This window comes from Subtercola sp. PAMC28395, from assembly GCF_018889995.1.
GTDB lineage: Bacteria > Actinomycetota > Actinomycetes > Actinomycetales > Microbacteriaceae > Subtercola.
The window spans coordinates 992,831-1,014,766 of record NZ_CP076547.1; the positions used below are offsets into that span (position 1 = coordinate 992,831).

Annotated in this window: 20 protein-coding genes; 17 read left to right on the top strand and 3 right to left on the bottom strand. The window is 65.7% G+C overall.

Going from position 1 to position 21,936, the window contains the following annotated elements; translation table 11 throughout:
* The first annotated feature begins 45 nt into the window (after nt 1–45).
* The 3 genes from KPL76_RS04755 to KPL76_RS04765 are packed head-to-tail and all read left to right on the top strand — an operon-like array spanning nt 46 to nt 3,127.
* Complete coding sequence (locus KPL76_RS04755) at nt 46–1,119, top strand: LacI family DNA-binding transcriptional regulator (protein WP_253202178.1); 1,074 nt, start codon at nt 46–48, stop codon at nt 1,117–1,119.
* A gap of 40 nt (nt 1,120–1,159) precedes the next feature.
* On the top strand, nt 1,160–2,353 hold the full coding sequence (locus KPL76_RS04760; RefSeq protein WP_216335344.1) for an MFS transporter: 1,194 nt from the start codon (nt 1,160–1,162) through the stop codon (nt 2,351–2,353).
* Nucleotides 2,354–2,362: 9 nt separating this feature from the next.
* Nucleotides 2,363–3,127, top strand: a complete 765-nt coding sequence (locus tag KPL76_RS04765) for an MBL fold metallo-hydrolase (RefSeq protein ID WP_216335345.1) — start codon at nt 2,363–2,365, stop codon at nt 3,125–3,127.
* A 12-nt stretch (nt 3,128–3,139) separates the two neighbouring features.
* Here the strand turns inward: KPL76_RS04765 and KPL76_RS04770 are convergent, their stop codons facing one another.
* Complete coding sequence (locus tag KPL76_RS04770; protein WP_253202179.1) at nt 3,140–4,465, bottom strand: MATE family efflux transporter; 1,326 nt, start codon at nt 4,463–4,465, stop codon at nt 3,140–3,142.
* A gap of 25 nt (nt 4,466–4,490) precedes the next feature.
* Here KPL76_RS04770 and KPL76_RS04775 point away from each other — a divergent pair, with 25 nt between their 5' ends.
* Both KPL76_RS04775 and KPL76_RS04780 read left to right on the top strand, forming a co-directional pair.
* A complete protein-coding gene (locus tag KPL76_RS04775; protein ID WP_216335347.1) occupies nt 4,491–6,470 on the top strand; it encodes a M13 family metallopeptidase in 1,980 nt (659 codons plus the stop codon).
* Between the two features lie 67 nt (nt 6,471–6,537).
* Nucleotides 6,538–7,449, top strand: a complete 912-nt coding sequence (locus KPL76_RS04780) for a serine hydrolase (protein ID WP_253202180.1) — start codon at nt 6,538–6,540, stop codon at nt 7,447–7,449.
* Nucleotides 7,450–7,563: 114 nt separating this feature from the next.
* Here the strand turns inward: KPL76_RS04780 and KPL76_RS04785 are convergent, their stop codons facing one another.
* Entirely contained in the window at nt 7,564–8,895 is a 1,332-nt protein-coding gene (locus KPL76_RS04785) for a glutamyl-tRNA reductase (protein ID WP_216335348.1), read from the bottom strand.
* 96 nt (nt 8,896–8,991) lie between these two features.
* Here KPL76_RS04785 and hemE point away from each other — a divergent pair, with 96 nt between their 5' ends.
* The 12 genes from hemE (at nt 8,992) to KPL76_RS04845 (ending at nt 19,862) form a co-directional block, all read left to right on the top strand.
* Entirely contained in the window at nt 8,992–10,131 is a 1,140-nt protein-coding gene (gene hemE, locus KPL76_RS04790; protein WP_371733972.1) for a uroporphyrinogen decarboxylase, read from the top strand.
* A 34-nt stretch (nt 10,132–10,165) separates the two neighbouring features.
* Nucleotides 10,166–11,680 carry an NAD(P)/FAD-dependent oxidoreductase gene (locus KPL76_RS04795; protein ID WP_216335350.1) on the top strand — a complete coding sequence of 505 codons (1,515 nt, stop codon included), beginning with the start codon at nt 10,166–10,168 and terminating at the stop codon, nt 11,678–11,680.
* 32 nt (nt 11,681–11,712) lie between these two features.
* Nucleotides 11,713–12,072 (top strand): YtxH domain-containing protein, encoded by a 360-nt coding sequence (locus tag KPL76_RS04800; protein WP_216335351.1) that lies wholly within the window; start codon nt 11,713–11,715, stop codon nt 12,070–12,072.
* Between the two features lie 15 nt (nt 12,073–12,087).
* On the top strand, nt 12,088–12,537 hold the full coding sequence (locus KPL76_RS04805) for a phage holin family protein (protein ID WP_216335352.1): 450 nt from the start codon (nt 12,088–12,090) through the stop codon (nt 12,535–12,537).
* Entirely contained in the window at nt 12,530–12,880 is a 351-nt protein-coding gene (locus KPL76_RS04810) for a DUF3618 domain-containing protein (protein ID WP_216335353.1), read from the top strand. Before KPL76_RS04805 ends, KPL76_RS04810 begins: the two co-directional genes overlap by 8 nt.
* Nucleotides 12,881–13,047: 167 nt before the next feature.
* Entirely contained in the window at nt 13,048–13,815 is a 768-nt protein-coding gene (gene hemQ / locus KPL76_RS04815) for a hydrogen peroxide-dependent heme synthase (protein WP_371733938.1), read from the top strand.
* A complete protein-coding gene (locus KPL76_RS04820; protein WP_216335354.1) occupies nt 13,812–15,002 on the top strand; it encodes a ferrochelatase in 1,191 nt (396 codons plus the stop codon). The genes hemQ and KPL76_RS04820 overlap by 4 nt, the downstream gene beginning before the upstream one ends.
* 86 nt (nt 15,003–15,088) lie before the next feature.
* Nucleotides 15,089–16,042 carry a hydroxymethylbilane synthase gene (hemC, locus tag KPL76_RS04825; RefSeq protein ID WP_216335355.1) on the top strand — a complete coding sequence of 318 codons (954 nt, stop codon included), beginning with the start codon at nt 15,089–15,091 and terminating at the stop codon, nt 16,040–16,042.
* Nucleotides 16,039–16,818: a uroporphyrinogen-III synthase gene (locus tag KPL76_RS04830; protein ID WP_216335356.1), complete on the top strand. Its 780-nt coding sequence runs from the start codon at nt 16,039–16,041 to the stop codon at nt 16,816–16,818. Before hemC ends, KPL76_RS04830 begins: the two co-directional genes overlap by 4 nt.
* A 342-nt stretch (nt 16,819–17,160) precedes the next feature.
* Nucleotides 17,161–18,090 (top strand): porphobilinogen synthase, encoded by a 930-nt coding sequence (gene hemB / locus KPL76_RS04835; protein WP_253202300.1) that lies wholly within the window; start codon nt 17,161–17,163, stop codon nt 18,088–18,090.
* 28 nt (nt 18,091–18,118) lie between these two features.
* Nucleotides 18,119–19,471: a glutamate-1-semialdehyde 2,1-aminomutase gene (locus KPL76_RS04840; RefSeq protein ID WP_216335358.1), complete on the top strand. Its 1,353-nt coding sequence runs from the start codon at nt 18,119–18,121 to the stop codon at nt 19,469–19,471.
* A 4-nt stretch (nt 19,472–19,475) separates the two neighbouring features.
* Nucleotides 19,476–19,862 carry a hypothetical protein gene (locus KPL76_RS04845; protein ID WP_216335359.1) on the top strand — a complete coding sequence of 129 codons (387 nt, stop codon included), beginning with the start codon at nt 19,476–19,478 and terminating at the stop codon, nt 19,860–19,862.
* A 51-nt stretch (nt 19,863–19,913) separates the two neighbouring features.
* On the opposite strand, the gene KPL76_RS04850 is transcribed toward KPL76_RS04845, so the two are convergent.
* Nucleotides 19,914–21,923 carry a hypothetical protein gene (locus KPL76_RS04850; RefSeq protein WP_216335360.1) on the bottom strand — a complete coding sequence of 670 codons (2,010 nt, stop codon included), beginning with the start codon at nt 21,921–21,923 and terminating at the stop codon, nt 19,914–19,916.
* Between the last annotated feature and the right edge of the window lie 13 nt (nt 21,924–21,936).

Below are 21,936 nucleotides of genomic sequence, written 5' to 3' on the forward strand. Positions count from 1 at the left end.
GTCAAAGTCGAATCGATTCGATTTCTTTGGACTACGCTATTCGATGTGAGTGCACACAATCAACCTCACCCGGGCACACCGGTGCGGCCCACGCTGGCCGATGTGGCAAAGCGTGCGGGAGTCTCGGGCTCGACAGCATCCATTGCTTTCAGCGGTGACGGCTCGATTTCGGCCAAGACGCGCGACCGGGTGTTGAAGGCGGCCGAGGAACTCAACTATGCCGGCCCCGACCCGCGAGCCAGATCGCTGCGCCAGGGGCGTTCGGGCATCGTCGGGGTGATTCTCGAAGACCGTGTGCTGAACTCCTTTCGCGATCCGATGATGATTGCGGCACTCGACGGCATTTCGCAGGAGCTCGGTGAGAGCGATGGGATGCTGCTGCTGACGTGGAACGGTGAAGGGGAGTCGAGCATCCAGACCGCGGTCTTCGATGCGGCGATCTTCATGGGCTGCAGCCCGCACCTGGCGCGTTCCATTGAGATCATGAGGCAGCGGAACATTCCGATGGTGGCGATCGAGGGCCAGCGGTTCGATGGGGTTCTGAGCGTCAGTCTCGACAATCGCGCGGCGTCGGCGACGATTGCCCGGCATGTGTTCGATCTCGGGCACCGCCGGGTTGCCACAATCACTCTTCCACTCGACTCCAACCGGATTCTGCGCCCGCTCACCGAGGAGATAGAGGCCTCGGCAACCACAGCTACCTCGATCGACAGACTCGCCGGTGCGCGCGACGTTTTTGCGGGCCTGGGGGGAGCTGTCGCTCGGCTGTCATCGAGCGACGAGGGCTACGAGGCCGCTCTGTCGGTACTGGATGCTGCACCCGCGGATCGCCCGACAGCCATCATCGCGCAGAGCGACCTCCTGGCAGTGGGCGCTATTCGTGCAGCAGAATCCCTGGGACTCTCCGTGCCAGGCGATCTCACGGTCGTCGGATTCGATGGCCTGCGTATCGAGGGAATGAGCGACTACGACCTCACCACCATGGTGCAGCCGGCCACCGAGAAGGGAAGAGCCGCAGGGCTTGCGGTGACCCAGCTGCTCTCCGGGCGGGAGTCCGGTGACGTCAGCTTGACTTCGTACTTGCACGTGGGCAACACCTCAGGACCCGTGCCGGACTGATGGCGCGTCGGCTCGTCGGCCCACCTCGTAGGATCGAAGGATGACCTCAGCCCTGCAGGTGCGCGGAACCGTGACACTGCTGGGCACAGCGGTAGTCGGTCGCCTGCCGCAGGCCATGAGTTCGCTCGCGATTGTGCGTCTCGTTCGCGACCAGGGTGGTGATTTTGTTCTCGCGTCGCTGCTGACAGCGGTGTACGTGGCATTCAGCGTGGTTGGCCAGCCCCTGCTGAGCAGGCTGATCGACCGCTTCGGCCGGCCTCGCGTGATTCTTCTGGGTTCGGCGGCGTTGGCAACGCTCTCGCTGTGTGTGCTTTCGTTCGCGGCGGTGCAGGCCCCCGCATTCGCCGTCGTGCTCGCGGCGCTCGCCGGCCTCGCCACTCCACCGCTGGAGTCGAGCCTTCGCTCGCTCTGGCCGCGCATGATGAGCCCAGGCAGACAACTCGCCTCGGCTTTCAGCTTCGATGCCGCCGCCCAGGAGACGCTCTTCATCACGGGCCCTCTCGTCACGGCCGTGGGTATCCTGCTGTTCGGGGCCCAGGGAAACGTGCTCTTCATGGCTGCGCTCGGCCTGATCGGAACAGCGGCGTTCACCGCACACCGTCAGCTGCGACGGGTCGAAGGTCACGTGCGTGAAGCCTTGTCTGCGATGGATGCCCGGCCCCTGCTCAGCCTCGCACCGTTTCGACGACTGGCGCTCGTGCAACTGACCGTCGGTGTGCCCCTGGGGTCGCTCACGATCGTCGTGACCGGCTACGGAGAGCATGTCGGTCTGCCCGCCGTCGGCGCGTGGGCGCTCGCGATCAATGCTGCCGGGGGTCTGACCGGTGCATTGCTCGTTGCGCGGTTCCCCTTTCACACTTCGCCCAATTCGAGTATTCGCTGGCAGGTATTGGCACTGGCTGTGCTCTATGTGCCGCTGACCTTCGTCGATGCCCCGGTCTGGTTCTGGTTTGTGTCCGTCTTCGCGTCAGGACTGATGCTTCCGCCCCTGCTGACGCAGGTTTTCACGCAGACAGAACGCCTGGTACCGTCCGCACGCCTGAACGAAGGAAACGCCTGGGTCGTCAGTTCTCTCACGCTCGGGATCGCCCTCGGTACTCTGCTGTCGGGTGCGATCTCAGACGCGGTGCCGGGTGCATCCGGGATCGTCGTGGCGATGCTCGCCGGGGCCGCGACGACTCTGATCGGCGCAGCTATCGCAGCCCCGAGCGCGCTGGCGGCACTCGCGGAATAGGGTGGGTGCATGCAGCTCACGGTTCTCGGCACAGCCACCCCCTATCCCGTGCCGGGCAACGCGTGCTCTGGCTACCTCTTACAGGGGGCGCTCACTTCCGGTCACCCCACGACTATCTGGATCGATGCTGGAACAGGCACCCTTGCCGAACTTCAACGGAGCACAAGGGTCGACGAAATCGACGCGATCTGGATCTCACACCGGCACGCGGACCACACGGCCGATCTCCTGGTGGCCTACTATGCGCTCCGGCACAGCTCGCTTCGGCCGACGGCGAAGATCCGCGTGATCGGGCCGGAAGCGCTGGCCGACAGGCTCGCCGAATTCCTGGGCCCGGATGCTGTGCAGGGCTTGCACGAGGTGTTCGAGTTCACCGAGATGAGCGGCTGGGGCGAAACAATCATCGGCGACCTCACGCTCGCGTGGGGGCCCGTGGCACACGGAGTTCCTGCGTTCGCATTGACCGTCACCGATGGCCGCACATCGTTCACCTACTCGGGAGACACTGCGCCCTGCACGTCTCTGGTGGAGATGGCTGAGAAATCGGCAACGCTGCTGTGCGAAGCGGGGTATTCCCGTGAGGCATTGGGTGCCGAAGCAGTGCACCACACACCGGAGGACGCCGCCAGAACGGCGGCTGCCGCGGGGGCCCTGACGATCATCCTGACGCACTTGGCCGATGACCTCGACCCGGCCGACGCGGTGAGACGGGTGCATGACGCGTTCGCCGGTGCGATCATTCTCGCCGAGCCGGGCCTGACGTTCACGGTGTGAACCTGTGGCTGGTCAGCGGGAGAGGCCGGGGACGATCCACGCTGATGTTCGGGCCCGGAGGCCGAGCGTCAGCGCCCGCGCCCCGATGTAGCCGTAGCCGAACGCCGCCCACAACCAGACGAGCGCCAGGTCGCCGCCGGGATGGGCGGCGATCACGACGGCCAGGAGCGGCGCGTAGCACGCCAGATTCACCACGCCGGTCAGGGCGAGGTACCGGGCGTCACCCGCGCCGATGAGTACCCCGTCGAGAACGAAGACGAACCCGGCGAGAGGAATTCCGACGGCCATCGTGTAGAGGGTGACGGTCAAGGCGCGCTGCACGTCGATGCTCGGTGAGAACACCGGGCCCAGAAGCGGCGCTGTGCTCGCGAGCAGGAGCCCCAGCACGGTGCCCGCACCGAGACCCCAGAGCACCAGGCGCCGGGTGATCTGCTTCACGCCTGTGGTGTCCGATGCACCGAGACGATGCCCGATGAGGGCCTGGCCGGCGATGGCGAGTGAATCCAGAACGAGTGCGAGAGCCGTGAACAGGGTCAGTGCGATCTGGAACGCGCCCAGCTGTGCTGTGCCGAAGGTCGCGGCTACCGCAGGGGTGGCGAGCATAGCGGCTCGCAGGCTCGCTGTTCGCAGAAAGAGCCAACCACCGGATGCCGCGGCCGAACCGACACCGTCGAGTCCAGGGCGCAGGCTCGCACCACTCTGCCTGGCCGCTCGGACCGCGATGACGAGGTAGACCCCGGCCATGGCCCACTGGGCGACAACGGTTCCGGCGGCTGAGCCGGCTATGCCCCAGCCGAATCCATAGATGAAGAGTGCATTGAGGCCAGCGTTGGCGGCGAACCCGGCGACGGCGACCACCAGGGGTGTTCTTGTGTCCTGCAATCCCCGCAGAAGGCCGGTTGCGGCGATGACGAGCAGCATCGCCGGAAGGCCGGCCAGCGAGATCGTGAGATACGTGTTCGCATCGGCGGCGATGGCGGGATCGCTCGTGAATATTCCGATCACGGCATGTGACGTGACAATCCCGAGCGCGACCACCAGGATTCCGAGCCCAAGTGCGAGCCACAGCCCGTCGATGCCCGCCTTGATGGCGCCGGTTCGGTCGCCGGCACCGAGCCTCCTGGCCACAGCTGGTGTCGTTGCATAGGCCAGGAAGATGAGCAGGCCGATGGCAGTCTGGATGATCGCACTGGCGATGCCGAGGGCGGCGAGTGGTACCTCGCCCAGGTGGCCGACCAGGGCAGTGTCGGTGAGCAGGAACAGTGGCTCGGCGATGAGCGCACCCAGGGCGGGAATCGCGAGCCGCAGGATGTCTCTGTCGACCGCTGGGTTTTGCACAGGCACGCCTAAGTATGCTTGAGCCATGAGCTCATCGGGTATCGAAACCACCTCACTCGACCCTGCGACCCGCGCGCAGGACGACCTGTTCAGGCACGTCAACGGGCGCTGGATCGCCACGACCGAGATCCCTGAGGACAAGGCGCGCTGGGGGTCGTTCTACCTGCTCGCCGAGGCCGCCGAGAAGGCCGTGCAGGAGATCATCATCGAGGCGCAGGGCGCCGCGGAGGGCAGCGAAGAGCGCAAGTTCGGGGACCTCTATACGAGCTTCATGGACGAGGCGCGCATCGAGGAGCTGGGCGCGACGCCCATCCAATCCCAGCTGAATGAAGTGCAGTCGATCACCACACTCGAGGACTTCGTGCGGGCGGTCGGGCGTCTCGAGCGACAGGGCGTCGGCGGCTTCTTCGGACTCTTCGTCGACAACGACCCGGGCAATCCCGAGCGCTACCTCGTATTCGTCGAGCAGGGCGGCATCTCTCTGCCCGACGAGAGCTACTACCGCGAGGAGAAATTCGCCGCCATCCGTGAGGCGTACCTCGCTCACGTGCAACGCATGTTCGAACTCGCAGGCTTCGACGCCAGCTCTGTCGACCGGGCGGCCAGGGTCTTAGCGCTCGAGACCGAGATCGCCTCGAAGCACTGGGACAACGTGAAGACACGTGATGCCCAGGCCACCTACAACCTGCTGTCGTGGGCCGAGCTGCTGGCCCTGTTCGCTGGCTCTGCCGACGAGACCTCGCCCGCGGGATCGCTCACCCTGTGGCGTGACGCGCTCGATGCTCCTGCAGCCGTCTTCGATGAAATCGTTGTGCGCGAGCCCAGTTTTCTCGAAGGCCTCTCCTCCCTCATCACGGCCGACAGACTCGAATCCTGGAAGGACTGGCTGACCTGGAAGGTCGTGCACGGCGCCGCAGCGCTGCTGCCGGAGCAGTTCGTCGAGGAGAACTTCGACTTCTACGGTCGTACGCTGACCGGCACGCCGTCGATGCGTGCACGCTGGAAGCGTGGCGTCTCCCTGGTCGAGGGTTCGATGGGTGAAGCCGTGGGCCGCATCTACGTCGAGCGCCACTTCCCGAAGACCGCCAAAGCTGCCATGGACGTGTTGGTTGCCAACCTGATCGAGGCCTATCGCCAGTCGATCACCGACCTCGCCTGGATGACCCCGGAGACCCGCCAGCGCGCACTCGATAAACTCGACAAGTTCACGCCGAAGATCGGCTTTCCGGTGAAATGGCGCGACTATTCGGCGCTCGATCTCACTGCCGACAGCCTGTTCGCCAACGTGCGGGCGACGAGCGAGTTCGAGTTCCAGCGTGAACTCGGCAAGGTCGGCAGGCCGCTCGACCGCGACGAGTGGTTCATGACTCCCCAGACCATCAACGCGTACTACAACCCCGGGTTCAACGAGATCGTGTTCCCTGCGGCCATCCTGCAGCTGCCGTTCTTCGACGAGTCACGGGATGCTGCAGCCAACTACGGCGCAATCGGAGCGGTGATCGGGCACGAGATCGGCCACGGTTTCGACGACCAGGGTTCGCGATTCGACGGAGACGGGCGCCTGACGGACTGGTGGACGGCCGATGACCGCGAGGCTTTCGAAAAGCTGACAGCCTCGTTGATCGAACAGTATGACGCCCTTGCGCCCGCCCAGGTGCCCGACCACCACGTGAACGGCGCACTGACGATCGGTGAGAACATTGGCGATCTGGGCGGACTCGGCATAGCGTGGAAGGCGTACCTCATTTCGCTGGGTTCGAACCCGCCCCCGGTGATCGACGGTATGACCGGCGCCCAGCGATTCTTCCTGTCGTGGGCTCAGGCGTGGCAGCAGAAGTCCCGAGACGAAGAGGTGATCCGCCTGCTGGCGATCGACCCCCACTCGCCGAATGAATTCCGCTGCAACCAGATCGTGCGCAACATTCCCGAGTTCTACGAAGCGTTCGGCGTCACAGACGACGATGCCCTGTGGTTGGCCCCGGAATCCCGCGTCGCCATCTGGTGAATTCGGCACGAATCACTCTCGCGCCCCAGACAGCAACGCCACGACGTTGCCCGAACAAGGATCGGCGGTGAAGCAGACCATGCGGAAGGATCGGCGCAGAGCCCAGCCCGAGCTGCCCAGCGGTCGTCGGTCGAGCGCCCCGTCGCACGACACCGACACGTTCAAGCGTGGTTTCGTCTCGCTGACCAAGCTCGCCCTCTCCGGGGTTCAGATCACGGCGTCGGCACTCGATGTCACTACAGAGAAGGTGCTCTTCTCGATCGACGACCACCTCTCTGTACCCACCGCGAGCCTCGGTAAGGTCATCCTGCTCATCGAGGTCGCGGCCCGGCTGACCCAGCGAGATGGGTCTGCGCATGGCCTGCTCGATCGCACGGTCGCCGACTCCGCTGCGGGCACAGGGCTCTGGCAGCACCTGCAGATTCCGACGATGCCGGTCGCCGACCTCGCCGTGCTGGTCGGCCAGTCCAGTGACAATCTCGCCACCAATGTTCTGCTGCGGCACATCGGGCTCGACGCGGTGCGGGCCAGGGGCGAAGCGCTGGGCCTGAACCGCACGTTCCTTCTCGACAAAGTACGCGATCACCGCGGCCCCGATGATGCACCCCACCTCTCTGTTGGTTCGGCGCGCGAACTCAGCACACTGTTCCGCGACCTCGCGGAGGGTTCCGTCGTCGATGTGGCGACGAGCCAGCAGGTTCTGGCCTGGCTCGGGCTCAGCGCCGACCTGTCGATGGTGGCCAGCGCGTTCGGGCTCGACCCGCTTTCGCACGTGCACTCCGACCACGGCTTGCTCCTGGTGAACAAGACGGGGTCAGGCCCGGGCATCCGTTCAGAAGTGGGCATACTTCGGGGCCCGCGAGCCAGCGTCAGCTATGCCGTGACAATGCGCTTCAATGATGAGGAGCTCACCTCGCGGCTGGCTGTGCTCGACGGCATGCGTACCCTCGGCACCGACATTCTGGAGTACGTGTACTGAGGTACTCGTCGATTTTCCCGAAAGCGCAGCATTGTGCTCGAATTCTCGCACTTCGGGGAAAGTCGATCGTCTCCTGGCCGGGGAGCTTGCGAGGAGCACGAGGTGAGAAGCGCCTCAGGCGGTTTGCGCGGGCGGTGTCTGAGGGAGCTGCACGGGCAGGTGAGCGGTGCCGAGTTTGGTCACCGGTGCGGCCGCCGGCTCCGGATGCACTCCGAACAGTGTCTCGAGCGCGGCGACGAACGATTCGCCCTCGCCGGCGCGGGCGAGTTCGCGGGCATGGACGGAGGGGGTGTGCAGGAGCACGCTGACGAGGTGTCGGAGCGCCCGCTCGGTCTCCGGGGTATGGTCGCCGCGCGCTTCTGCGCGGGCGATCTCGGCGTCGAGCACGTCGAAGAAGTGGGAACGCAGGGCCACGACGGCCGGGGTCACTTCTGCCTCGACGCGGGCAGCGGTGAACTCTGCAGCGGCCTCATCGACCATGGCCCGCGCGCTGGTCGTCGAAGCGAACTCGTCGATCGGCGCGTGCAGGCTGATCGTCTCGAGGTCGAGGAGTTCGACGCCGGTGATCTCGGCCACGGCGGGCTCGACGTTGCGGGGCAGCCCGAGGTCGATGACCAGGCGGCGCTGCAGGGCTCCGGCCGTGGCAAGGGCGGCCGTGAAGTGGTCGGCTTTCAGCACCGTCACGGGTGACTGGCTTGCCGTGACGACGATGTCGGAAGTGGCTATGGCGTCGACCAGCCCGTCACCGAAGACCTGCGGAATCGCGAGGCGCTCGGCGAACGGCGCCGTGCGTGACGAGGGCGAGTAGACCGTGAAATCGGTGACACCGCGTTCCTGCAGCGCTGTGAGGCTGACCCGCGCGTACTTGCCTGTGCCCACGAGCAGCACGCGAGTGGCGCTCCAGTCGGTGACGCGGCTTTCCGCGAGCTCCAGCGCGAGCCTCACCAGCGACCGGCCGGCACCCCCGAGCCCTGTCTTGGTCTTGACGTCGCGGGAGGTGTGTGAAGCCCGCTGGAAGAGGCGTTCGAGCGCCGAAGATGTGGTGCCGTCGTCGCGGGCCGACTGGAGTGCGCGCTTCACCTGGCCGGCGATCTCGTCTTCGCCCACGACCACCGATTCGAGCCCGCTCGAGACGGAGAAGAGGTGCTCGGTGACGAGATCTCCTGAGAGAACACTGACAATATCTGCAACGGTCGACGATTCGACGGCCGAGGCCGCGCTCACGGCTTCGATGACCTCGCGAGTGGCGATCCGGTGGCCGGCAGCGTGGGAGTCGTCGATGTCGAGGTAGGCCTCGAAGCGATTGCACGTTGCGAGAATGACCGCACCCGTGATGAAGTCGCTGTTCAGCACGAGCGTGCGAGCGGCTGTCGGTGCGCCGACGGAGAGCTTCTCGAGCACGTCGAAGCTCGCATTCCGGTGGCTTGCAGTAAGACAGATCAGCACTGACTCATGATATCCGCGAATTGCCCCGTGAAGCTCGGGACCATAGTCCTGCCCCGGGTTCGGGTTGTCGCAGACACCAGTGAGACACTGTTCGATGTGAACTCAGACATCAAGACGGTCGACGCCCAGGTATTGCCGGCGTCGCACCCGCTGCAAGACGGCCGCACCTCGTCATCTCGTCTCATCACGACCTACCAGGGCGTTCGCGGGCAGGTCACGCCGGTGTGGTTCATGCGCCAGGCCGGGCGATCGCTGCCCGAGTACCGGAGCCTGCGCATCGGCACCGAAATGCTCGACGCGTGTCTCGACCCGGCGATGGCGAGCGAGATAACGCTGCAGCCCGTTCGGCGTCACGGCGTCGACGCGGCCATCTTCTTCAGTGACATCGTCGTTCCGATGAAGCTGGCCGGCGTCGACGTGACCATCGTTCCCGGTCGTGGGCCCGTTCTGGCTCACCCGGTTCGAACGGCGGCGGATGTTCGGGCACTTCCCGCGCTCGACGAAGCCGCCCTCTCCCCCATCGCCGACGCGGTTGCCCTCACCGTCGCCGCTCTCGGTGACACGCCGCTGATCGGTTTCGCCGGAGCCCCCTTCACCCTGGCCGCCTACCTCGTCGAAGGTGGCCCATCGAAGGACCACCTCGCTGCACGCACGCTCATGCATTCCGATCCGACAGCGTGGGCCGAGCTCATGGAGTGGACCGCCACGATCACCGGCGCATTCCTGCGGGCGCAGATCATGGCCGGCGCCAGCGCAGCGCAGCTCTTCGATTCGTGGGCCGGGGCCTTGTCGCTCGCGGACTACACCTCGAAGGTCGCCCCCGCATCGGCCCAGGCACTGTCGAGTGTGCACGGTCTCGGGTACACCAGCGCATCGGGCTCCCCGGCAGGCGATGCGCGCACGGTGCCGATTGTGCATTTCGGTGTCGGAACTGGCGAACTGCTGAAAGCGATGCACGACGTCGGCGCAGATGTCGTCGGCGTCGACTACCGCATCCCGCTCGATGAGGCGTCCCGCCGTCTCGGCGGCACGGTGCCCATCCAGGGCAACATCGATCCCGCCCTTCTCGCCGCACCGTGGCCCGTGCTCGAGGCCCACGTCGTCGACGTGCTCGAGAGGGGTCTCACAGCCCCGGCACACGTACTGAACCTGGGGCACGGCGTTCCGCCCGAAACCGACCCGGCCGTTCTCACCCGGCTCGTCGAGTTCGTGCACGCGCGTTCCACCGATGCCTGAAACGCCGGAGGCCCCGTCGCCCACACCGACTCCGATGCCTGCACGAATCTCGCAGAGCGTCATCGTCATCGGTGCCGGCATCGGCGGGCTTGTTGCCGCGAGTGAGCTGGCCCTGGCTGGGCTGCGTGTCACGGTTCTCGACCGGGCGGTGGCCGCCGGAGGGTGTGTCCAGACCCACACGGTGGCGGGCATCCGGCTCGACAGTGGGGCTGAGAGCTTCGCAACCCGCGGCGGAACCGTCGAGGCGTACCTGACCGGTCTGGGCCTCGGCGACGCACTCGTCACGCCGAATCGCTCGGGGGCCTGGCTGCAGCTCGACGGATTCGCGGCCCCGCTGCCGAAGAACACCGTTCTCGGAATTCCCGGCGTGCCCCTGGCCAACGACGTGCGGGCGATTCTCGGCTGGTCGGGTTCGCTCCGCGCCCAGCTCGACAGGGTGATGCCGTTTCTGCGCGTGCGAAGAGAGACCGACCTCGGTGACCTCGTGCGCCGGCGTATGGGCTCAAAGGTGCTCGACCGGCTCGTGGCACCAATTGTCTCGGGCGTGCATTCGGCCCACCCCGACCTCGTCGACGTGCACTCCGTCGCGCCGGGATTGACTCGCGCCATGACCAACCAGGGCTCGCTCTCGGGTGCTGTCATGTCGCTGATCGCCGATCAGGGGCTCGCCCAGAAGGCGGCACCCCCAGACGCGGGCGAGCGGTCGGGAATCGATGTTGCGGCGGGTGCCAGGTCTGGTTCTGCGGTGGCCGGCATCGACGGTGGAATGTATCGACTCGTCGAGGCGCTCCAGGCCGAGTGCGAAGGGCTGGGAGTCGACATTCAGCTCGGCGTCGGCGCGACAAACGTTCGACGGGTCGCCTCTGCCGTTGCGGGTGCTGCCGAATGGATGACCGTGCTTGACGACGGCACCGTGCTCGGCTCGAACGGGGTAATCGTCGCGGCCGGCTTTCGAGCCGCTCTCGAGCTCGTGCGGAGCGCCGGGCAGGAGGGCCCCGGTGAGCCCGACGCCCTCACGCTCGCAACCCAGACCGCCGACTGGCCCGGAGCGAGCGCCGTCACGCTCGCGACTCTTGTTCTCGATGCGCCCGCGCTCGACGCGGCGCCCCGCGGCACGGGTGTGCTGGTCGCCGACGGTGTCACGACGGTCAAGGCCAAGGCACTCACCCACGCGACCGCGAAATGGCCGTGGCTGGCCCGCAACACCGGAGGCCTGCACGTTGTGCGGCTCTCGTACGGCAGGGGAGGGGAACCAGTGCCCGTCGGTGAGGTGACCCGTCGGCAGGTGCTGGCCGACGCCAGCACGCTGCTCGGGATCCCGCTCAGCGAAGAACAACTGCGCGGGTTCGCGCTCACCGAGTGGCGCGACTCGCTGGCGTTCGCGACCGTGGGTCATCGCGCGCGGGTGGATGCCGTCGTGGAGGCTGTGCACGGGCATCCCGGGCTCGAAGTGGTCGGTGCCTGGATCTCGGGCACGGGGCTTGCCTATGTCATCGATGGAGCTGCGGTCAAGGCCCGCGAGCTCGCTGCGAGTCTCTTCAGCACGTAGGGCTACGATTTACCTCTATAAGCAACTCAACGATGATCGGAGAAATCATGCGCGGAAAGCTGCTTTTCGTTGTCGGCCTCGCCACAGGCTATGTGCTCGGCGCCCGAGCGGGCAAAGCCCGGTACGAACAGATCAAGGCCGGCGCAGACAAGGTGTGGATGTCGCAGCCTGTGCAGGCTGGGGTGACCCAGGTGAAGGGTTTCGCGAACCAGCGGATCGACACCCTCTCTGGCAAGGCGGCCGACCAGGTCAAGAAGGTGCTGGGTACCGTTCTCGGGGTCAAGAAGACCACGACCACCGTCGTGAGCACCAAGCCCACCGCCAGCGATGCCAGCGTGAAGGCCGGCAGTACCAGCCCGGCAACCGCCGCGACACCCGACGCAACCGTCTAGGCGCGGGGAGCTCTCATGGCTGACCGCCCCGGCGACACACCGCACGACCCGACCTCCAGCGCACTCAACCCCAAGTCCAAGCAGTCCCTTGCCGAACTCGTCTCGGCGCTGCCGAGCCTCATCACGACTCTCGTCAAAGACGAGATCACGCTGCTCAAGGCCGAGGTAACCGCCAAGCTGACGAAGCTGGGCATCGGGGCCGGGCTCATCGCGGCTGCCCTGTTCCTGCTGTTCTTCGTATTCGCGGTGCTGGTCGCCGCTGCCGTTCTCGGCATAGCGACGGCCCTCCCAGCCTGGCTGGCCGCACTCATCGTGGCGGCCGCGTTGTTCGTTGTCGCTGCGATCCTGATCCTCGTCGGCGTGCTCTCGATCAAGAAGGGCGTGCCCCCGGTGCCCGAAGAGTCGATCACCAGCATCAAGAAGGACATCAACGCGGTAAAGGGATTGGGTGAGAAGCATGAGTGACAGCTCCACGGGAAATGCTCCCCTGGGCGCGGCCTCGAAGGCCGCCGCTGCGGGGCTGGCGAAGAACCAACCGCCGGCTCCCGAGAAGCCAGCTGATACCCGAACGCACGCTCAGATCCTCAGCGATGTCGCCAAGAATCGCAAAGACCTGCAGGAGACGCTCGACGCAATCGAGACCAAACTCAATGTTCCGAAGCAGGCGAAGCTCGCAGCGCGCCGGTTCGCGGCGCACGTCGAGACCCTCCGCGAGGAGAATCCTGCTGTTCTCGTCGCAGCAGCGGCCGGTGTCGCCGCCGTAGTGGGCGCCGCCGTCTGGTTGGGCATCCGCGCAGCTCGGCGCTGAGAACTCACGGCTCCGACTGCATCTCCCTCCCCTTTCGTGCGGGAGGCTCGATGCGGATGCACCGGGAACCTCACGCATCACAACGCACAGGCCTCACTCCACACCACCATCGATTTGCACCGAACTCCGCGAGATCCGCTCTGCATCCTGCGGCACGAAAGAAGACAATGACACTCCCGACACCCGATCGGGCGACGCACCAGGCCGATGCACCGCTCGCACCCTCCACCATCGAATCCACCTCGGAGCCCGCCGGCGAGATGGTCACCGGTTACGCGCTCTGGGCTGTCTTCCGACGCAACCCAGAGGCACCCGTCTCGTTCGACGGCTATGACGTGCCATCGATCGTCGCAGAGCTCGATGACGCTGTTCTGAGCATCGAGAGCGAAGAGGTGACCCTCCGCGGCTTCTACGACGTGTCGGGCCTCCGCGCCGACGCCGACATCATGGTCTGGATCCACGGCAGTGTTCCCGAGACGCTGCAGTGGGCACTGCGCCAGCTGCGCCGCACGGCACTGTTCACCGGGCTTCTCCCTGTGTGGAACGCCATGGGTGTTCACCGCGACGCCGAGTTCAACAAGCGCCACATGCCCTCGTTCATGCTCGGCAAGCCGCCGCAGAGCTGGGTCACGGTCTACCCCTTCGTTCGCTCGTACGAGTGGTACCTGCTTCCGGAGGCTGAGCGCAGCCAGATGCTGCGCGACCACGGAATCAAGGGTTCTGCCTTCCGAACGACCCTCGCCAACACCGTCGCGAGCTTCGCGCTCGGCGACTACGAGTGGATCCTCGCGCTCGAAGACGAGAACCTCCTGAACCTGGTCGACATGATGAGAGACCTCAGGCAGACGGATGCCCGGCGGCACGTGCGCGAAGAGGTCCCCTTCTTCACCGGCCGCCGCATCAGCACCGCCGAGATCGTCGAGGTGCTCCAGTGACCGATGTCGAGTCGCAACCTCTCGTTCGAAACGCCACAGCTGCAGCCTCGACAGGAGCCGAGCACATCGAGGTACCGGTTGCCTACGATGCCATCCTGCTCGCTTCGTTCGGCGGGCCAGAGGGCCAGGACGACGTCATCCCGTTCCTGAAGAATGTCACACGTGGGCGCGGTATCCCCGATGAACGCCTCGAAGAAGTCGCCCACCACTATCGGGCCTTCGGCGGCGTGAGCCCGATCAATGAGCAGAATCGCCAGTTGAAGGTCGCGCTCGAGGCAGAGCTCGTCTCCCGCGGCATCGACCTGCCTGTGCTCTGGGGCAACCGCAACTGGGCGCCGTACCTGAGCGAAGCGCTGCTCGAGGCCGACGCAGCGGGCTACACGAAGTTGATCGCCATCGGTACGAGTGCCTACAGTTCGTATTCGAGCTGCCGCCAGTACCGCGAGGACTACGCACGGGCCCTAGAAGAGACCGGGCTCGGTGAGAAACTGCAGATCGACAAGGTCAGGCAGTTCTTCGACCACCCCGGCTTCGTCTCACCCTTCATCGACGGTGTCACGACGGCGTTCGAGCAGGTCGCCGAGGCTCTGCCGGGTATCGACCTGGCGAGCGAGGTCGAGGTGCTGTTCACGACCCACTCGATTCCGACGGCCGACGCCGACCGCTCCGGCCCGCCCGAGCGCGGTTTCGGTGCCGGAGGCGCGTACGAGGCGCAGCACCGGGCGGTGGCCGAAGTGGTGATGGCTGCGGTGGGGGTCGGGCGATCATCCATGCCGGACTGGCAACTCGTCTTTCAGTCCCGCAGCGGGCCGCCCACCCAGCCCTGGCTGGAGCCCGACATCAATGATGCGATCGCCGAATTGCCGGCCCGTGGCGTCCGTGCCGTGGTGATCGTGCCCCTGGGCTTCGTCAGTGACCACATGGAGGTCAAGTGGGACCTCGACAATGAGGCCACACAGACTGCGGCCGATAACGATTTGTACAGCGTTCGGGTGCCGACGCCGGGTATTCACGCAGAGTACGTGAGCGGGCTGATTGACTTGGTGCTCGAGCGTGTGAACGGAACACCGACAGCCGAACGCCCGTCCCTGACGGAGCTCGGCCCCTGGTATGACGTCTGCCGCTCGGGATGCTGCGAGAATGTGCGACTGGGGTTCAAACCTGCCCTGGGCGGGCTCGCACCCTGAGTAGAGGCGAACCCGGGAACACAACCACCGCTCACGCACTGAGAACACCTTTGACCCGATTGACGAACCGAGACGCGCCCCACCTCATGAACCGTAAGCTCACGATCGCGACACGAGGGAGTGCCCTCGCCCTCGCCCAGACAGGCATGATCGCCGAGCAGCTGACCCGACTGACGGGCGTCGAGGTCACCATCACGGTGGTCACGACAGAAGGTGACACCTCGCGTGCCTCGCTGTCGAGCATCGGCGGCACGGGGGTGTTCGCCAGTGCATTGCGGGCGGCGCTGGTTGCGGGCGAGTGCGACCTGGTTGTGCATTCACTCAAAGATCTTCCGACGGCGCCATACCCGGGCCTGGTGCTCGCTGCAGTGCCCCAGCGCGAGGACCCTCGCGATGCCCTCATCACCCGAAACGGCCTGACCCTGGCTGATCTGCCGGAGGGTGCAACCATCGGTACGGGATCGCCGAGGCGGGTGGCGCAACTCCTCAGTCTCAGGCCGGATGCAACGGTTGTCGACATTAGAGGTAATGTCGACAGCAGGCTGGCAAAGGTGTCGAGCGGGGAACTGGACGCCGTGGTGCTTGCTGCAGCCGGTCTCACCAGACTGGGCAGGCTCGATGCCGTTTCTGAGTTCTTCGACCTCGCCGTCTGGCCAACCGCCCCAGGCCAGGGAGCCCTGGCCATCGAAGCGCGCGAGGAGGACAATATTCCCCAGTTGGCATACATCCGGCACGACGAATCACGGCTGTCCATTGCTGCTGAACGCGCTGTTCTCGCAACGCTCGAGGCCGGCTGCAGCGCTCCCATCGGAGCAAACGCACAACTCGAAGCAAACACTCTCACACTGACGGCAGCCGTCTACAGCGCTGACGGTGCCGAAGAACTGGGCGGCGAACGGTCGGTGGAACTTCCATCGGGCGACGCGGCCGTCAATTCACAGTTGTGGCTCGAGATGGCGACAGCCCTCGGCCATGATGTAGCTCTCCAACTCCTCGAAGACGGTGCCTCCGACCTGGCGCAACTGGGGGGTGGCCGATGACGATCTCACCTGGTACCAAGCCCCTCACCGGTTGGCGGGTGTTGGTTCCTCGCGGCGGGCCGTGGGGCCACGGAGTTGCCTCCGATCTCCGCGCGGTCGGTGCGACGCCGATCGTCGCCCCACTCATCAACTTCGCACCGACCGAAGACGCGGCGGCACTCGAAAGTGCACTCGAGAGGCTTGCCGGGGGTGCTTTCGACTGGCTCACAGTCACAAGTGCGACGACGGTCGACGTACTTTCGGCGCACCGCGCGATCGTCCCTGCGACGACACGCATCGCCGCCGTCGGTGAAACGACCGCGGCAGCCCTGTCGCTGGCCGGGTACAAGGTCGACCTCGTGCCGCTCGAAGACAATTCGGCCAAGGGCTTGCTGAGTGAGATGAAGCAGTTCGAAGAGGCCGGTGCTTCGCTTCGTATCCTCACTCTGCGCAGTGAGATCGCGAAACCCGTTCTCACGAACGGCCTGGTCAAGCGTGGGCATTCGGTCGAATCGGTGGTCGCCTACCGCACCATTGGAGTTCCCGTCGATCCGAACATTCGTGAAGAGGTCGCTGCGGGGTTCATCCGCGCCATCCTCGTCACGTCGGGCAGCGTGGCCGAACAGGTTCAGCTGCAGCTCGGGCCGATTCCCGAAAGCACGATTGTGGCCTGCATCGGGCCGGTGACGGCGCAGGATGCCCGCTCCTACGGCCTGCGCGTCGACGCAATCGCCCACGACCGCTCGAGTGAGTCCCTGATCCAGGCGCTCATCGAAGCGGCGCTTGCTCCGCGCTAGGGCTTGTCTCCCAACTCCGCTTCGGCTGCGCTGCGCATCTCGACGCGCCCTGCGGCTGGGCCCCAACCGCCGGTTCCTGACGATCCGTAGGATCGGCGGGCCGTGTCGGTAGGGATCTCATCGTCGCCCGCACTTCCAGTGCGAACTCCTCTTCGGCCTTGCAGGCCACCCCGAGACGTGCAGCTCCCTTCGACCCGGAGTTGGGCGACACGCCCCAGGCATGCCTTCCCACAGATCGGCCCCACAGCTTGTACGCGTAGGGTTTATCGCATGAGTACTTTCGCCCCGGCCCAGACGATCGACCTCTCGATTCGGCCTCGTCGGCTGAGGTCGACGCCGGCGATGCGACGTCTCGTCGCTGAGAACCGGCTCCACGCCGCTGACCTCGTGCTGCCGCTCTTCGTGCGCGAGGGCGAAGCCCGGCCGATCAGCTCGATGCCCGGTGTCATGCAGCACTCCCTGGATTCAGTGCGGAGTGTTGTGACCGAGGCGGCCGCGCTCGGCCTTGGCGGCGTGATGCTCTTCGGTGTCCCCGAGAGGAAAGACGCCATCGGGTCGGGAGCGACCGATCCCGACGGAATCCTCAACCGCGCCACCCAGGTCGTCGTCTCCGAAGTGGGCGACTCGCTCGTGGTGCAGACCGACCTCTGTCTCGACGAATTCACCGATCACGGCCACTGCGGGGTGCTCGATGGCCAAGGGCGGGTCGACAACGATGCGACGTTGCTTCGATACCGCGACATGGCCCTGGCGCAGGCCGAGAACGGTTCCGAACTCCTCGGGCTCTCGGGGATGATGGACGGCCAGGTGGCTGCTGTACGCGATGAACTGGATTCGAACGGATTTCAAGGCACCGCAATCCTTGCCTACTCCGCAAAATACGCCTCTGCCTTCTACGGCCCCTTCCGGGAGGCAGTCGGCTCGTCTCTACGAGGTAACCGGAAGACATACCAGCAGGATCCGGCGAACCGTCGGGAGGGTGCGAGAGAGGCGCTTCTCGATGTCGAGCAGGGTGCAGACATCGTCATGGTGAAGCCGGCAATGAGCTACCTCGACGTACTGGCCGATGTCGCGGCGGTCTCGCCCGTTCCCGTCTGGGCATACCAGGTCTCCGGTGAGTACTCGATGATCGAAGCTGCGGCCGCCAACGGCTGGATCGACAGGGAGAGGGCCATCGTGGAGTCTGTGACGAGCATCCGCCGTGCGGGCGCCAACGCCGTGCTCACGTACTTCGCTTCAGAGATCGCTCGCACCCTGCTCGACCAGTCCTAATCAGCCGCTGAAACCAAGGTCACCACACATGTCTGAATCCGACGTCCTGTTCGCCCGCGCAAGCGTCTCCATCCCTGGCGGAGTGAACTCGCCGGTACGCGCGTTTCGCTCCGTTGGTGGCACGCCGCGCTTCATGGTGTCGGCCAGCGGCCCCCACATCACCGATGCCGATGGCGTCGAGTACGTCGACCTGGTCAATTCGTGGGGGCCCGCGATTCTCGGGCACGCCCACCCCGAGGTCATCGCGGCCGTGCAGGCGGCGGCGGCGCGTGGACTGTCGTTCGGCGCTTCAACGCCAGGCGAGACCGAGTTGGCTGAGGCCATTCGCGCTCGCATGTCGTCAGCTCGGGTATCGCCGGTCGAGAAGGTACGCCTGGTCTCCACCGGTACAGAAGCGACAATGACCGCCATTCGTCTGGCGAGGGGCTTCACCGGCCGCGACATCCTCGTGAAATTCGCGGGTCACTATCACGGCCACTCCGACTCCCTCCTGGCCGAGGCCGGATCAGGGTTGGCAACCCTCGCATTGCCGGCATCCGCCGGGGTCACAGCGGCCACGGCCGCCCAGACACTCGTGCTGCCGTACAACGACCTCGAAGCTGTTCGCGCCGTCTTTGCCGCACACGAGGGCATGATCGCGGCCGTCATCACCGAGTCTGCGGCGGCGAACATGGGGGTCGTGGCTCCGGATCCCGGCTTCAACGCCGCACTCGCTGACATTGCGCACGCGAATGGGGCCCTTCTCATCGTGGATGAGGTTCTCACCGGCTTCCGGGTCGGCCCGGCCGGCTGGTGGGGCCTCGAGTCCTCTACCCCTGCGCAGGTGAATGCCGAAACGCCGTACGCCCCCGACCTCTTCACATTCGGCAAGGTCGTCGGCGGCGGTATGCCCCTGGCGGCGCTCGGCGGTCGGGGAGACGTGATGGACTACCTGGCACCCCTCGGCCCGGTGTACCAGGCCGGAACACTCTCAGGAAACCCGGTGGCTGTGGCGGCAGGTCTCGCGACCCTGCGATTGGCCGATGAGAGCGTCTATACGAAGCTCGACAGCGCAGCATCCACCATCTCGAACGCCGTTTCCCTGGCTCTCGATGCCGAGGGTGTCGCGCATTCGGTACAGCGGGCGGGAAATCTCTTCAGCTTCGCTTTCGGCGATTTCACTGCGGGTGGGCCGCGTACCTATGCCGAGGTGCAGTCGCAGGAATCGTACCGCTACGCGCCGTTCTTCCACTCGATGCTCGATGCCGGCGTCTCGCTGCCCCCCTCTGTTTTCGAGGCCTGGTTCGTCTCTGCTGCCCTGGACGAGAGAGCAATGGATCGTATCGTGTCTGCGCTCCCGGGCGCGGCTCGTTCCGCTGCACAGGAATCACCGGCAAAATAGACCCATGTCTGTTCTGTTCGTTCACCCCGATCGCCTCGAGATCAGGTTGACGCGAGCCGAGAAGATCATGTCGCTGCGGCGAAGCGACATCGAAGTGCCGTTGGAGAACATCCGGTCGGCTGCCCTCACAGACGACCCGTGGGTCTGGGTCCGCGGTATTCGCGCTCCGGGAACGGCAGTTCCACTCACGCTGGCCGTCGGCTCATGGAAGTATCACGATGGCAAGGACTTCCTGCTGATCAAGGGCACGCGAACGTCGGTGGTCATCGACCTGCAGGATTCGGAGTTCTCGCGCATCATCGTCACGACCCGCCATTCGCTGAGCCTTCTCAAAGCGCTGAGGCTGCCGCCGCTCGAGGCGTCTGACGCGCGGGAGATCGCGGCCGACTGAAACGCGCTTCGGCGCGCAACCGGGGGTGTGCCGCTGGCCTCCTGGTCTCTTTCAGGCCGAAGCCCGACCCACGGCCGACTGAGTCTGCTTGCGCACGATGCGGAGCTCGCCGTCAGCGACCCGTGCGACGGCGCCCTCAGCAGACAGGAGTTCGACGCTGTGTTCGTACCATTGTTGTGCCTCGGTCAACTGGCCGACCGATCTCAACAACCGTGCCGTGAAGAGACTGGTGTGGCCAGCGGATGATCGTTGCCCTACCCGTTCGTAGAGCGCGGTCGCACGGGCGGCAACGCGAACTGCTTCGTCGTCATCCCCGAGACTGTCGAGGGCGTGGGCACGTGACTCGGTGATGTTCGCGAACAACCCGTCCACGTCGAATGCGAAGTCGGCCGCCAGGCAGATCGCTTCGTCGAGGGTGTCGAGTCCGGTGCGATCGCCGAAAGCACACTGCGCCTGGCCGAGCAGGTGCAGAGCATCGACGACTTCCCATGATCCGGCCGGAAGGAGGCGGGCGCAGCGGAGCGCGCGGCTCAGTACATCGACGGCCGCCTGGTCGTCGTCGTCGAGCAACAGGCGGCCCAGTGCGAGTCCGAGCCTGACCGCCGCTCGCGGCTCGTGCGGCGGCTGTGTGAGTGAGAGCGCCACGCTCCAGCTCGCATAGGCAGCCTGGTCGTCATCTGCGAGTCGCTGCGCGTGCCCGAGCCAGTACAGGATTTCGCTTCGCTCCGTCGTGGGCAGTCCCATCTCGACAACGAACGCGAACACCTCCATCAGTTCTGCGCAGGCTTCTGCACCGCGTTCCGCGGCAATGAGTGCTCGGGCGAGGCGAAACCGCAGGAACTGGGTGTGTGGGTGGCGGATGCGCTCTGACTCGGTGAGAGCCCGTCGCCACGCTTCGATCACCCCGGAGGCCGTGCCCAGATCTTCGAGAAGCGTTGCGAGAACGCCACAGGCCTCGATGATGCCCTGGCTGTAACCGAGCTCGAGGCAGAGAACGAGTGCCCGGTCGGCATCGGTCACCGCCTCGAGCAGGCGCCGGGCATCCGGGTTACCGGTCGGCTTCGATTGCGCCAGCGCCGTGAACCAGCCCCCGACGCCCTGTTCTGACCCGTCGGACGCGAGGGCCCGGGCGCGCAGCAGAAGTGAGCGGGCCCGAAATGCCCGGTCGAGTGGGTGCCGAAGCACCCTGTCGAGGGCGGCCCGGGCTCCATCGTGGTCGTGTGCTGCGAACCGCGCTCTGGCGAGTTGGTAGAGGGGTCTCTGCACCGTCTCGTCGTCGGGTTGGTAGCCGCAGAGCTTGACCGCGACGAGAAGAAGGGTCACGGCCTCGTTCGCCAGCCCCGTGTTCACTTTCAGCTCGGCGAGTGCGGTCAGGATGCTCACCTGGGCTTCTGCATCGAAACCCTTTCGTCGTGCTTCGCCCAGTGCCCGCTCGAGATCGCCTCGCCGGACCTGTGGTTCGACGCCGAACAGAAGCAGGCCGAGCTGGAGTTCCACCTCGGCCAGGTCGAGTCGTTCATCTTCGATGAGAACGTCGACGCGCCACGAGCACAGGCGTTCCGCTTGTTCGTAATCGCCCCGCTCGACGGCGATTCGTATCTCGAGAGCGTAGAGCTCGGCCGAGAGGCGTGCAACAGCTGAACGCCCAGTGCCTGGCGGGGGCGGGGCATCCAGGCAGTCACGGCATCGGGCAATGGCAGACCTGGCCCCTGTGACGTCACCGACCGTCGCGCGCTCCCGGGCCACGCGCAGCCATGCGGGCGCGAGTTCGAACTCGATCGTGTTTGGGGTGGCCGATTCCAGAACGTCATTCGCCCCAGCTGTGTCGTTGCGCACGTCATCGATCGGACAACCTGTGGCGGACATCGGAGCGAGTGTGACCGCTTCGGCCGCCAGCTCTGACGATCGGGCCATTCGGCGTCGAGCTTCGTAGCCCAGTCGTTCGTCACCGAGTGCGTCGGCAAGCACAATCGCTTCGTCGATGAGCTGTCGTTCAAGAGGGCCCGCCGGGAGGCGATCGCTCGTGCCCAGCAGGCGTCTTATGTGAATTTCGGGTTGCATGAAGTTCGGATTC